The 14,417-nt window shown below is 40.6% G+C and carries 7 protein-coding genes; 1 reads left to right on the top strand and 6 read right to left on the bottom strand.

Annotated elements, in window-relative coordinates; all coding sequences use genetic code 11:
- Positions 1-40: 40 nt before the first annotated feature.
- From recD to H4J59_RS02515, 5 genes are all read right to left on the bottom strand, one after another.
- A complete protein-coding gene (gene recD / locus H4J59_RS02535) occupies positions 41-2,221 on the bottom strand; it encodes an exodeoxyribonuclease V subunit alpha (protein WP_259369362.1) in 2,181 nt (726 codons plus the stop codon).
- Positions 2,214-5,999, bottom strand: a complete 3,786-nt coding sequence (recB, locus tag H4J59_RS02530) for an exodeoxyribonuclease V subunit beta (RefSeq protein ID WP_182236538.1) — start codon at positions 5,997-5,999, stop codon at positions 2,214-2,216. The genes recD and recB overlap by 8 nt, the downstream gene beginning before the upstream one ends.
- Positions 5,996-9,892 carry an exodeoxyribonuclease V subunit gamma gene (locus H4J59_RS02525; RefSeq protein WP_182236536.1) on the bottom strand — a complete coding sequence of 1,299 codons (3,897 nt, stop codon included), beginning with the start codon at positions 9,890-9,892 and terminating at the stop codon, positions 5,996-5,998. Before H4J59_RS02525 ends, recB begins: the two co-directional genes overlap by 4 nt.
- A gap of 1,262 nt (positions 9,893-11,154) precedes the next feature.
- A complete protein-coding gene (locus tag H4J59_RS02520) occupies positions 11,155-11,490 on the bottom strand; it encodes a hypothetical protein (protein WP_182236534.1) in 336 nt (111 codons plus the stop codon).
- A gap of 83 nt (positions 11,491-11,573) precedes the next feature.
- Entirely contained in the window at positions 11,574-12,626 is a 1,053-nt protein-coding gene (locus tag H4J59_RS02515; RefSeq protein ID WP_182236532.1) for an oxidoreductase, read from the bottom strand.
- A gap of 315 nt (positions 12,627-12,941) precedes the next feature.
- Between H4J59_RS02515 and H4J59_RS02510 the strand changes: the two genes are divergently transcribed.
- Positions 12,942-13,331 carry a hypothetical protein gene (locus tag H4J59_RS02510; protein WP_182236530.1) on the top strand — a complete coding sequence of 130 codons (390 nt, stop codon included), beginning with the start codon at positions 12,942-12,944 and terminating at the stop codon, positions 13,329-13,331.
- Here H4J59_RS02510 and H4J59_RS19605 read toward each other — a convergent pair.
- Positions 13,315-14,397, bottom strand: a complete 1,083-nt coding sequence (locus H4J59_RS19605; protein WP_182236528.1) for a DUF1566 domain-containing protein — start codon at positions 14,395-14,397, stop codon at positions 13,315-13,317. The two genes, H4J59_RS02510 and H4J59_RS19605, sit on opposite strands and share 17 nt — an antisense overlap.
- Between the last annotated feature and the right edge of the window lie 20 nt (positions 14,398-14,417).

Genomic DNA, 14,417 nt, shown 5'->3' with positions numbered 1-14,417 from the left:
TCTATAATTTCAATAAAGATGAACAACTAGGGTGATAAAGCTAGTTTATTGCCAAGCCAGAATGGCGTTTAACTTGCTGACTTACGCCACTTTGCCAAACGCTCTGACTGCTAGCAATACTTAACTGCAGCTTAGCTCGAGTAATGCCAGTATATAATAATTCACGCGACAATAATCTATTGTCTTTTTGCTCGGGCAGCACCATAGCGACATGTTCAAACTCACTACCTTGAGTTTTATGGATAGTCATCGCATAAACCGTTTCAAATTTAGGCAAACGCGACGGCATTATCCAGTCATAACCACCCTGTGTATTCTCAAATACGGCCATTAAATGTCCCTGGCTATTACGCCATAGCAAGCCAATATCGCCATTGTATACACCCAAGCGATAGTCATTTTCACTGATCATTATCGGTTGGCTGGCGTATAAGGTATTACTTGATTCAAAGCGATTAAAAGGAATTACCCCTTTATTACGCAATATATCAATTACTAAAGCATTTAGGCTTTCGACCCCTTGTGGGCCCTTACGAGTTGACGATAAAATTCTAAATTTGGCCAATAAAGCAAAGGCCTCTTCAACTTTATCGCATTGACAAAGGCCTAGGTAATACTGCTCAACCAAGGGTGTCAGCCAAGTTTCAATAGTGCCCGATAATAAGGTGAGTTGCTTGTCGTTACTCAGTGGCTCGCTGGGTTGCAATAACTGCCAACTTTCTTGATATTGGCCTTTAATAACATAATTGGCGATTTTACCTATGCCACCTTCGCCATCAAAGCGACGACTTTTCATTAAAAAGGTGACGCAATCTCCGGCGCTATATTGCTCATCTGCCGCTAATGCGCTGCTGTCTTTTGTCAGCGTTTGATAACCGGTTACTTGGGCTAAATATTGATGATTTAAAGCGCTGTAACCTAAGTGTGGACGCGCTGCAAAATCAGCTAAAACACTGCCAACCGCCACTGAAGGTAATTGATCAGCATCACCCAATAAAATGACTTTAGTTGTGGCGGGTAAGGCGCGAAAAATTCGCGTCATCATAGGTAAATCGACCATAGAGACTTCATCAATCAGTAAAATATCTATCGCGAGTTTATTTTCTTGATGATGGCGAAAATTGACCTGATCAGGAATAACGCCTAATAATCTATGTAGGGTCTGTGCTTGCTCTGGAATAAGGTCTAATACTTTGTCATCAATACTACCACGAAAGCCTTGAACCGCATTGGTGATTGATTCTGACAAGCGTTGTGCTGCTTTACCGGTTGGCGCTACTAAGGCGATTCGTGGGGCCGTAAAACTTGCGCTATTTGCGCTTATTTCGCTTGAGCTTTCATTATTTGAGCTTTCATCCGTTAAGTTTTGGCTACCTTGACTTGAGGCTTCGCTATCCGCTATGGCTAACATTACCAAGGCAGCAAGCAGTTTAGTCACGGTATAAGTTTTGCCTGTACCCGGACCACCGGCAATAATGGCAAAGTCTTTATTCATTGCATTGGCTACGGCAACACCTTGCCAGTCAATTGCGCTACTTGGTAACTCATTCTGTGCGGCCAAGTCAGGAAACAAAGTGCTGACAATGCTTTTGATGGTATCAAGTTCACATTTTGCTTGATGGGCATTCTCCGCTGATTCAACTTGCCTCTCTCTACTGTTTCGTCGCTCTCGCACTAGCTGTTTTAGCTCTTGCTCAAATTGATAATAGCGCCGTAAATAAAGTCGTTCATGACTTAACACTATCGGTTGCTGCTCAGCTTCTATTTTTTGCTCCAAGTTTGCTAAAGGCAGTTTTTCCATTAGCGCCGTTAGGGTTTTAAGGTCTGCAAATATAAAGCCCTTAGTATCTGTTGTAACCACTAAGTTGTTTATCGGGTTTTCGTTCACACCAGCACTTTGACTTGTGCCATCACTAAAGAGTCGTTTACCTGCGACTTGTGCTAAGGGTAAACAACTATGACCGTCTCGCAGACTCGCGCTTAAAACGATTAACAAATGAAACCATTGTTGTTGATTTGATAACAGTTGTTCATCACTTGGCATGTCGTTAGTCGGTTTATCCGCTAAGTTATTAGTCAGGTAAAAACCCAGACACTGGCTGATTTCTTTAGCGAAAAAATAATCCACGGCAACCAAACCATCAAGTTGACTTGACGCATGTTGAAACGATGCATAAATATTTTCACTTTTTGCTTTATGGTTAATCATGACTTCAGGCATTAGTGGTTTCTCCAGCAAAAATATCATCAAGTTGATCTAATTCTGCGAGGGTAATTTGGCGATAATAAACACCACAATCTTGATGCTGAGTTTGGTTGCTCATACCACGTAAATACAAATAATAAATACCGCCAAAATGCTGTTCGGGATCATAATCAGCCAAGGCATATTTTAGATGACGGTGTAATGCCAAAGCATAAATAAGATATTGTAAGTCGTAATGATTTTTTTCGATATTATGACGCATAGCCAGATCGTTATAATCACTATAGTGATCGCCTAAATGGCTAGACTTATAATCACAGACATAATATTTACCATCGGCCTGAAAAATCAAATCGATAAAACCATGCATCATACCTTTAAGTTGATGATAAGAAGGCAGATGCACTCGATGATTTTTAGCTATTTTGCTACTGGCATTACTATTTCTATGCTCGGTCAGCAGTTTTGTTAATAAGCTACTACTTGCCGAGCGCATGGGGTAATAAAACTCGGTTTCTCGTAAGGTATCTTGCCACTCAAGCTGAGCTAAAGAGCAAGAGTTATTAACGTTAAGTGGCGTGTTTAATACCTCTTCTAACCATTTTATTAACTGTGTTTGGCCATGGCTTTGCGGTGTATTTTCGGCACTCTCGGTTGAACTCTCTCCTGAACTATTTAAAGTGCTATCTGAAGCATTTTCTATTACACCATCCATAGCGCCATATTTTACCAGTGGCCAATGGCAGCTTTTTTGCCAATCAGGGGCTGAAAAGTCGGTTTGTTCTAAAATATCATGCAGTAGATTACCGGTTTGTGCACCTTTGGTTAAGGTAAAACGTAACTCGTTAATATCACTTGATAGTGCGTTGTAGGTATTATCGCCTTGATCAGCAAGTTCGGTTTCTTGATTATCTCGATCAGGCGAAGAAACACCATTATGGCGTAAATTTTTACTCAAAGCGGAGAATGAACTTAACCACCAATCACGCTCAATTTTGCCATTAAAACGCGCTACTTGAGCTTGGTTTTCAACGATAACCTTGGCATTGATTTCATCATTAGTGCTTTGGGTATTGATATTGGTATTGCCAGTGACTGAAATTTGCTTAGCTAAGGTTTCATTTGATAGCGTTTCTTTTGATAAGGTTTCTTGTGATAAGCTGTCTTCGGCTAAATAGTTGTCTAAGACTGCAAGTGCTATTTCATCAGGATTATCTTGCGCTAATTGCTGCAAGCTGGTTGCCATATCAGTATCTGCCGACCATTTTAATGTTTTACCTAAGGGAGAATTTTCATAATGGTCGAAAGCCGTGCTGAGAATATAACAGCGTTTTTCCGCGCGAGTAACCGCTACATATAACAGCCGAATAGCTTCAGCATAAGCTTCTGACGCCATGCGGGTTTTCGCATCGTCGTTACCGTCTAGGCTCTGTTGTAACACGCCGTTTTCATCATGAAATTCAATAAAACTGACCTGACGATTACCGAACTTAAGCGGGTCTTTATGACGTGTGGCAAACGGCACAAATACCACCGGATATTCCATACCCTTAGAGCCATGTTGCGTAATAATACGGATCAGGTTTTCGTCACTTTCTAAACGTAGCTCAGCTTCAACTTCTGGGTTGTCTATCTGACTTTGTTGTTCAAACCAAAATAACAGCTCTTGCGGTTGACGATGTCGTTGACTTGCCCCTTGTAACAATTCAAACAAGTGCAATAAATTGGTTAATATTCTATCCGCATTATGCTTATCGTCAGCGCTGTTGTCTGCAGCACTAATCTCAATATGAAAATGTTGATGCATTAACTGCAATGCCATACTGATAAAGCCTTTAAACTGCCATTCATTACGCAGTTTTTCAAAGCTAATTTTTAATGCTTGCCATTGTTGTTCGTCGTGCTGTAGTTGCAATAACTTTTCACGATTAAAGCCCATTAATGGGCTGGCTAATGCGGCGGTATATAAACGGTCATTCTCTAAAAACAAAATACCTTTTAATAATTGCAGTAAATGTTTGGTTTCATCACTTTGCAATAAGTTGGCGCGATTACTCATAAACACGCTAGCTAAACCACATTGGTTTAAGGCAAATTTGATATCAGCCGCTTCAGCACCATCGCGGACCAATAAAGCAACATCGCCACTCGCCATGTTAAGTTCAGGGCAAGCTAAGAGCCTGACAATTTCATTGGCACACCAAGCCGACATTTGCGTGCGATAGCCTTGTTTAACGGCTTTTTCTTTACCGTCTTTGCTTTTAATATCAGCTTCAACATTAAAGTGAATAAACTGTAGGGCATTAAATTCGCTATCTGGAAACACTTTTTCGTGCGCTTTGGCTGAGGCTTTAACCGGTAAATAAGGAATTTGATAACCAAAAACATCAACCGCATCATCAGATAATTTATTACCGTAAAACAAACGATTATAGCCGGTGATCATGGCAGCACTTGAGCGCCAATTGGTATCCATTAACCATTGATGGTCGCAGTCGTTTCGCGCTGAAAGGTAGGCAAAAATATCGCCACCACGAAAACCATAAATGGCTTGTTTTGGATCGCCTATCATGTAAAGTGCCGCACTGGGCTGATGATAATAAATCGCTTTTAATATCGAGAACTGTTGCGGGTCGGTATCTTGAAACTCATCAACAAGCGCGACAGGAAATTGAGCAAATATACTATTGGCTAGCAGCTGGTCAGGCGCTTGCCCTGATTTATCCGTCAAACAATCATTTAAGGTGCTAATTAAATCGTCAAAGCCCATCACATTCGCTTGCAGTTTTTTTCGGGTGATTTCTGCCCGGATATGATAAATGCCCTTTCTCACCACCAACAAGGCTTGTGCGCGACTAATCTGTTTTGCTAAATCAGGATGTTGTTTTTTAACCCTATTGACCGCGGTAAAAATTTCCATTAATTCGCTTTTCACTTTCGAGCGGCCGTAACGTCGACCATCAATAAAAGCATCAGGCATTTTACCATGCTTACCTGCTACATCAGCCGATAGCTCTGCTAACCAATTGAGTAATAGCGTTAACTCTTGTTGGCGTTTTTCTTGTTCTACGCCCTTTTTAACCTCAATTAGCGAGGTGGTTAACATGGTTATATTGGCATCTAAACTAGCAATGGCTTGCTCAACTAAGCCTTTAAATTCAACGCTAATATTTTCTGGGTCTTGCACGTTCAATACGTTTTGTGTCGCTAACGCTTTAGAAAACTGATTAATAAAAGTAGCTGGCTCTGGCCAAAATTCGCTGACCAACTTAAAGGCTTGGCCGTTATTTTCGGCCCCTAATGCCAATACGCGATACCAGTCTTGGCAGGCTTCTAAGGTAATATCTTGGGTGTTAGTTTCCATTTGGGCATTAAAGCTAATACCGCTGGCAAAAGCATATTGGTTCAGCACACGCTTACAAAAACCATGAATGGTAAAAATAGCGGCTTCGTCGATATACAATAAGGCCTGGCTTAAGCGCGCTTTGACTTCTCGACTACCAATATTTTTATTGACCAGATTTTGGTTCAAGGTTTTAAAGTAAGCATCCTGAACAATTAACCTATCCCAGCTGTGTAGGCTTTCTCGAATAAAATCATCAATACGACCACGAATTTCTTCTGTCGCGTCTTTGGTGAAAGTCATCACCAAAATCTGTTCAATCGGTAATTCTCGCTCTAACAATAAGCGTAAAAATATTCGGGTGATATTATGCGTTTTACCTGTACCGGCACTGGCTTCAATTAAATGTTTGCCTTGCAGCTCAATAGTATTGGCGTTTAAATTTTTCATTTTTTAGCTCCCTGCCCTTTTGCTGCTACCTTTACTGACTGCAGGGCATCGAACATTGGCTGATACAAAGCAAGTAATCTGGGTGAAATTTTTTGATAATCAGGACATTGTGGCCAAAAATATTGTACATAGGCATCATCACCAAAGGCTTGAAAGCTATTACTGTCAGACCAAAACTGCTCAAACTGTGTTTGTTCAAAGACTTTGCTCTTGCGTATTTTCTCTGCAATATCACCATTAAGTAATAGTGGTTGCTGCTGGCCTAAATAAAACGTTACGATTAAGCATAATAATTGCCCTTTGGCATCGTTAATATCACTAAAGTAGAATTGGCTTGGCTTTTGGCTTTTGGTGTCAAAATAATAACCATGTGTAGCGGCCACATTGGCATATAATGGGGGTTTCGCTGGTGCTGACTTGCTTTGTAAAGCCTCAACTTGTGCAACTTGAACAATAAGTTGTTGTAAATACAAGGTGAATAAGTCTTTCGCTTTTGCACTACTGCTGCGATAAAACACCGCCTTGTTATCAACAATAGTCAATTTACTATCAAGGGTTAAGCTTTTAGGTAACACAGTTTTTAAGCTAGCTAGTTCATTGCTTGAATATAGGCTGTCATCAAAAAGTACTTTATTGCTTAAAGCATCAGCTAAATTCAGCGTGACGCTACAATCTATGGGCTCAAGGGTTAAGCCTTCATTTTTCGCTAATTCAGTGATAATGAATTGGCTGAAATCTTCGCTGTCTTTTTGCCAACCTTGTATTAGCTCATCAGTACTGGGTAAGTCGGGCAAGTTTCCTGACAGCTTAGCGCTAAGTAATATTTCATCACAGCTTTGTTTACTTTGCGCTGGTGCTAGGTAATAGCTCAGCAAGTCTTGTCTTAGCAAGTAGCTATCGAGTCGGTTAGGTACAAAAGGCTCTACGTCATTAATCAATGTATTGGTGTTGTCTAAATACAAATAAAGTGCTCGTTGAGCGTAATAACGCCCAGGATGCTGATAAAAGCGAATAACATCATTAGCTGATAAATTTTCAGGATTGCCGGCTGTGTTGGTATCAACAGCTGTTGTGGTGTTATTTTCTACGCTTCCTTCTAGGTTATGCTCTGTGCTATTTGTCGAAACATTTGCTGAAACATTTGTCGAAATATCTTCAACACTATGTTCTGATGCATGGGTAGTTCCATTGCCAAGTTCAACTTTTGCTTGGCGCAAGTGTAACCAGTTGGCATCAAAGCTGGCAAATGCACCTAGGTAATTTTTCTCGCTAAACGCCTGCATAGGTAATTGTCTAACTTGGCCCTCTACATTAGTTGCCGCTTCGGCGTTTAAACCGAGTAACTGCCAACCATAACCGCGAGCAAGATATTCCATCAGCTCTTTTAATACCAACGACGGTTGACGGTCTTTATTGTTCTTAATATTTTTACCTTGATAGCTTAAATACAAAGCTTGGCGGGCAGAAATTATCGCCTCTAAAAATAAATATCGGTCGTCACCACGGCGCGATCTGTCACCCAGTTGCGCGGGTGTGGTGGTCATTAAATCAAAACTGAGTGGTTGGCGTTGACGTGGAAATTCGCCATCGTTCAAGCCTAATACCGCAATGATTTTAAAGGGAATACTGCGCATAGGCAGCATAGAACAAAAGGTAACTTGCCCAATCATAAACTGTCGACCCGGATCGGGCTGACTGAAGTGGCTATTTAAAAAGTCACGAATAACCGCCAAACTAATTGCGCTGTCGTAAGCGCCATGCTGACAATATTCCACTAACGACTCAATAGCGGTGCGAATAATATTCAAACCATTATCGCTTTCGTCATCAAAAAGTTGTTGCAATAGATCAAACAAAAATTGCTGCCATTGCACGGCTGTGCGTGCTTTTGACATGCTAATAGCGGTTAGTTGTAATTGCTCAATAATCAACATGAGTTTGCCCAGTAGCTCACTGTCGCTGCCTTCGATGGTGGGCAATAGCAGCTGATTTTGGTAAATCACACTATGATCTGCAAAAGCAAAACCGCGCATTAAACGGCTTAAACCTTGTTGCCAAGTAAAACTGTTACTGGCGCTGTTGAGATCTGAAGCCACTGGTTCATTTTCTTGCTTATGATGCTCTTCCCTCACGTCACCCGCTTGGCTTTGCGTTAACACTTGTTGTTTATGGGCTTTATCTAAACCCCAATGCACACAAGAAAGTTCAAGCCAATGGGTAATTTTTTCGATGTCGTCAAGGTTAATGCCAAAACGAGATTGCATCGCCGGCAAGCGTAATAAAGCAATTAAACTTGACACTTGAAAGCGGCTATCGGGCAAGGTTAATAACTGGGCAAACGCGGCTACTAACGGCTCGGCGTCTTTACTAATGCGATCAGCAATCGAACAAGGTAGCGGTGGCACTTCGTCAGCAACATCTTGCCAACCTCGCGTAAAAACGGCATTAACATAAGGCGCATATTGCTCAACTTGTGGGCACATTACTAATACGTCTTTTGGCGTTAAGCTTTTGTCTTGATTAAATTGATGTAATAACCAGTCATGTAGACCCTGCACTTCACGCAAAGCACTGTGAGCACTGGTGATCAAAATTGAGCCATCAACTTTTGGCGCTTGTTCAGGGCTTTGCGGCTCTTGATGGCGAGCATCTGACAAAGATAAAATGTCTTGCTGAACACTCGCTAAAACATTGGCTTGTGACATAATTTGTGCAATGGCTTCAGGGCTGGGGTTGGCTTGCTCAGCGCTATTTAAGTCTGCAACGGCTGATTCAAAAACCTCAATATTGATTGTGCTGTACTGATATAAAAGCGCCATAAATTCTCGGCCTTGCTGGCCCAAGTTGGCTAAGAGAGGATTACCTACTGGCTGGTTTATATCGGCTAAATCAGCATTAAGACTTTGCTTATCGATACTTTCATCACTCACCTCATTGACTTGTTCCGCCGAAAAGTCTGTGCCTTTGAGCCAAGCTTCAATGGCATTTTTTTCTGTCACCACATCGCCCCAATAAGCATAACAAGGGTTTAAATGGAAAAAATGCACATCAATTTTTTCACTTAAGGCATTAATAAACTCAAGCCAAAGTGGCGCCATGGCATTAATGCCAAAAAATGATAAGCGATGCGGTAACGCTTGTGCTGTTAATCGGTCAAGGTTATTTAAGTTTTTTATCGCCAGTGCGACCAGTTCACGAGGATTATAAGGTTGTTCGCGCACCAATAAATGCCAAAGCTTGCCTTGCCAAATAGCATTACTTTCAATATCTTGTTGATTATCATCTGATATTGTTGAATGCTCACTCGCTTGTTGATCAAAAGCGTTAAATTCACCTTGGTGCCAAGCGTGGATCCATTCAGGACGAAATATTAAATATTGCTCATATAAATCAGCTAACTGACAAGCCAACTGATAACGTTTTAACTGCTCAGCATCACTGTAACTTTGACCAGCGGCGTTTTTATTAGCCGCACTATTATTAGCAATAGAGCGATTAACCGTATTGTTAACATTTTCAGAGTTATTGGCTTTAGCCTGCCAATAATCACTGGCTATTTGAAACGAGACATCATCAATGACTTCATTTGAGGCTAATAAAGTATCGATGCGCCAAGCAAGTACTTCTCGTGAATAAGGCGATTGCTCAGGCACGTCTTCATCGCTGGCTAAATTTCTAATTAAATTCCACAAAAATTGTGATGGTAAGGCATAACGCATATTCATGCTAATGCCTCGCTGCTCGGCCAGTGACATATTCAGCCAATGTTGCATACCGGCATTTTGCACAATAACAGTGTCTTGAGCGAAAACAGGAAGTGGGGAGAGTTGCTGAATTTTATCAAGCAGCACTAACAAATTTTCCATTTTGTTAGCGGGATAAAGATAGAACAAGTGCGCGCCTTTTTAGCCAGGGTTTTTATAGTTAAATTTAACCACATCACGCACGATAACACTAGCGGTTGTTGTCTCATAGGTATTGAAAATCATTGAATAAAAAGCATATTAGATAAACTAAACATCTTTCGCTTCATTTGAAGTTAAAGCAAAGATATTATTTAAGATCAGTGTGATACCCAGGCCATTTTAAGGTGTAGTTGCAGCGTTAAGCGAGGAAATAAGATCAAGGCGCGATAAAATAATAGTGGTTATTCTCTTAACAAAAATATCGGGGAGGTTTTGAACAGTTTTGGCTAGTCTATAGGCAAAAATCATGATTTCCTGAAGTAATCCACGTCTTCTGGCTAAACCTTTGTCGACTTGCACAAACCTGCTTCTTAAGGTGGAACGGGTATATATGCAGATCGGCGAATAACCTACTTTAACAACAACGATTATTAGGTTATGAAGTCTAATTACAAAAGGTTAGAAAAATGAGTATTGAACCAAGATTGCTTTTACCGGTGATAATTTTGCCTTTAAGCATTTTTTTATCATTTTTTTGTAGATCTTTTATCGGTTTTGTAGGTCGGACTTCAGTCCGACAAACGTTTAGCAGCCAATGAACATAATAGGTCAACCGACATCTGCAGCGGCATATTTTTTATCAGCATTTATACCAATAACCGTTAAATTTCATTTAACCTGATGGACTGAAGTCCAACCTACATGCGACAAACGTTTAGCAGCCAATTAACATAATAGGTCAACCGACATCTGCAGCGACATATTTTTTTATCAGCATTTATGCCAATAACCGTTAAATTTCATTTAACCTGATGGACTGAAGTCCAACCTACATGGGACAAACGTTTAGTGATTTTTTTGTAGGTCGGACTTTAGTCCGTCAAGCTTACCGCGAATACAAAACGTAGTGGGATAAAGCCAAACAGAAAAATAAACTGAAAGCTATTTTTCTTTAAATCTGACAGCTCAAAACTTCAAACTGAGCGCTGTTTTTTTTAAAATCTGATGGACTGAAGTCCAACCTACATGGGACAAACGTTTAGTGATTTTTTTGTAGGTCGGACTTTAGTCCGTCAAGCTTACCGCGAATACAAAACGTAGTCGGATAAAGCCAAATAGAAAAATAAACTGAAAGCTATTTTTCTTTAAATCTGACAGCTCAAAACTTAAAACTGAGCGCTGTTTTTTTAAAACCTGATGGACTGAAGTCCAACCTACATGGAACAAAAACTTAGTAAGCTTAGTGTTACTCAGTGCCCGTTTTTTAACTCTACAGAGATAACTTTTGGCCAGATATAAGAAAAAAGCCAATTTACGAAGAAATAAACCACAAGCAGTACAACAATACGAACGTCTGAGTCATAGCCGCTAAATTCTACCAGTTGCTTACCCGTAAGCATTAAAAATATTAATGTCGCTAAAAAAATAGCAAACCAGATGCTTTTGGATTTTCCTGTTGAAACACAAAGGCTACCGCAGCTTTTACACTTTACCTCAGAGAGTCCAAACCGTTTAAGGGGTAATAACTTGTTTACATCACTTTTTGAAATAAGTGCATTTTGACAATTTGGACAAAGAATATTCATTTTAAACCTTACAGCTATTTCAGCGGGAAAATATAGTTGGCTAAAATAAGCGACACAGCCGCAAAAAACAAATTTTATTTGTCCTATTTCAGTCGATCATAGTTTTTACCTGTAGATAACATCATTTTTTTACCACTCTCACTGCTTATTTCCGCTAATTCAAGTATCTTTAAAACCTCTACTGCATCAGCTGGATTAACTGGATTACAACCACCTAACTTTATAGCTTGAGCAATTTCTAAGTAGTATTGCTTGTAGCAGCCCTGCTCAGTTTCTATCGCTGTACTCGAAAACTCAGAGTATAAACGACCATAATTTTCCTCATTTTCGACACCATACAAGGAATTTTTTGGGCTTATACCCTTTTTTAGTTGCTCTTCTTGCGGGTCAAAACCATATTTAATGAAACTTCCTTTTGTTCCTTCAATACGAAAGCGCATATTGGGAGCCGCTGAAAATGAACTTGCATGGAGAACAACCTCAATATTTTCATAATGAAGTTGCACGTGAAAATAGTCCGTAGTTTGAGAGTTTGCTCTTAATGGTAAACATCTTGCCGTTAATGCCTCAGGCAGACCAAAAATATTGATTGCTTGATCCACTAAATGCGAGCCTAGATCAAACCATATTCCAGAGCCCTTTCCTGCTTGTTCTCTCCACCTTTGCCTAACGATTGGTCGAAAACGATCATAATGAGATTCAAAGTATCGAACATATCCAAGTTGGTTGTTTTTTAAAAGCTTTTTAACCGTTAAAAAATCCCCATCCCACCGCCTGTTATGAAAAACAGACAGTAATAACCCCTGCTCTTTAGCTAAGTCTACTAGCTCCTGCGCTTCTACACTGGTGGTAACCATAGGTTTTTCTATAACGACATTAATGCCATGTTCTAAGCACAATTTTGCCAATGAATAATGCACATTATTTGGCGCTGTGATGACAATTAATTCAAGGTTTCCACTCGTTATTAACGCTTGTGCCGTATCAAAAATGGCAATATTAGGATGTTGCTCCCTTACTAATTCTTTTTGAGAACTATTTATCGCGACTAACTCCATATATTCAGATGTTTCTATCAGGGGAATATGAAATGTTTTAGCTGAATATCCGTATCCTATTACACCAACTTTTATCATGTAAAAATAACCTATTTTTATGACCAGATGAATTTATTGAAAACTAAGGTTTTATTAAACAACAATAAAGTTCACTAAAATTAACGAAGAATGAGCGAAAAAAGAGCAAAGGCCAACTATTCTCTGTCTTTTAAGCAACTTATTAAGTGCTGATATAAACATTTTTTAGCTAAGTAATCCTAGAAACCTCTAGATTACTTAGCAAAGCCTGCCAGTGCAATTGTCTTTTTAATTAACTTTCCTAGCGATGTTTTTATTAGTCAAATGGCAGGTGATAGCCGTTATTTTTATCACCGATTTATGGATGACATCATAGTGTTAGCCACAACTCATTGGCATTTACGCCAGCCGGTGAGAAGAGTCAATCAGCACTTTAATCAATTAAAAATCGCGCAAGCATTGTATAAAACTTTTATGGGAAAAATCAGTCAGGGCTGGGATTTTATCGGTTATTATTTTACTGGTAAACACTTAACCGTGACAGCAAAAACACTAGAAAAACACGCTTTGCATTACCGGCAGTTTTATGAGCAACTAAGTGTGAAAAAAGCCAGCTTAAGTAAGGTGGCTTGTTCTTTGGGACGCTATGTAAAACGTTGGCAGCGATGGTCTGCCGTTGGATTACAATTGATGTTTATAGAGCATGCTCTATACATTGAACACGAAATAACATTTCATATTTATTTCGCTAAAACTTTCGAATAGCACGTACTCTGGATGGCACAGTTTTGTCAAGGGATTGGATACCAGGTGCCCCATCGGGGGTGGCGTTCATGGATAAATTCCAAGCTGAAGTGGGGCCAGACGTATTCGAGGTCCAATATTGTGCTTCCCCGGGCATGTCGTATTTTGCTATCAAATCCACGTCATAGTTGTCAGTTAATATAGCTAATTCATCGCGTGAGGGTAAATACCAGTCGTTAAAACCATTTAGCGCGTAGTTGTCTGCCAATAGTGCGGGGATAAATAATGAACTACTAGCCTCATATCCATCTGAACATCTGTGGGCGAGTAGCTGTGCAGTAGCTTGCTGGCCGTCCATACTATTACCCCCGTAATGATGAACCGAACTATCGGTGCGGCAACCCCATGATACCAATTCCTGGTCGTTCAGATCGACTGGCGATATCTCTATTCCGTGTAAACCTTGGTCTGTAATGCTCAATACCCATCCTCCTGCTGGCCCCACGTCGCCGATGGCGTAGGTTATGGTGGATTCGATGGCTTTCCAGCTAAATACACCATCAGTATTGGTCAGCATTTGCGCACCCGTTATATCCGCATTCGGTGCATCTATTATGCTCCATGTATTGCCATTCCAATATTGCATTTGACCGGGTTCTGTTCCTGGCTTCAAACCGGCTCCATCTGCACCGTTCTGTCCGGTCGCGCCATTACTGCCTTTTGCGCCTTGTGCGCCAGTATTCCCTATAGCCCCCTGAATACCTTGGCCTCCCTGGACACCGGTATTACCGTTTGTTCCCTGAGCACCTTGTGCACCGGTATTACCGTTTGTTCCCTGAGCACCTTGTGCACCGGTATTTCCTTGTGGCCCAGGTGTTAATGCCATACCGTTGATTGACTCAATCACATGCTCAAAATTAGCATTCAGCTCTTCCGCCACCGCTGGGCTACCGGCACTCAATGTGTTTGGCACGGGGTCGGCTGCGTGCGCCGGGCTAGCCAATACCGTTATCAGTGCAAGCGCTGGCATAATGGGCATCAAGTAAAGGCTCGTCTTGGTTTTTATTTTTATTATTTTGTTATTCATGGTGTTTTCTGCTCTCTATG

The organism is Colwellia sp. MB02u-10 (assembly GCF_014077185.1).
Lineage (GTDB): Bacteria > Pseudomonadota > Gammaproteobacteria > Enterobacterales > Alteromonadaceae > Cognaticolwellia.
This window is presented reverse-complemented; position numbering and strand designations above follow the sequence as displayed.

Excerpts from the sequence above, each read along its gene's own strand:
- recD (WP_259369362.1), bottom strand. The coding sequence starts at position 2,221 with ATGCCTGAAGTCATGATTAACCATAAAGCAAAAAGTGAAAATATTTAT.
- recB (WP_182236538.1), bottom strand. The coding sequence starts at position 5,999 with ATGAAAAATTTAAACGCCAATACTATTGAGCTGCAAGGCAAACATTTA.
- H4J59_RS02520 (WP_182236534.1), bottom strand. The coding sequence starts at position 11,490 with ATGAATATTCTTTGTCCAAATTGTCAAAATGCACTTATTTCAAAAAGT.
- H4J59_RS02515 (WP_182236532.1), bottom strand. The coding sequence starts at position 12,626 with ATGATAAAAGTTGGTGTAATAGGATACGGATATTCAGCTAAAACATTT.
- H4J59_RS19605 (WP_182236528.1), bottom strand. The coding sequence starts at position 14,397 with ATGAATAACAAAATAATAAAAATAAAAACCAAGACGAGCCTTTACTTG.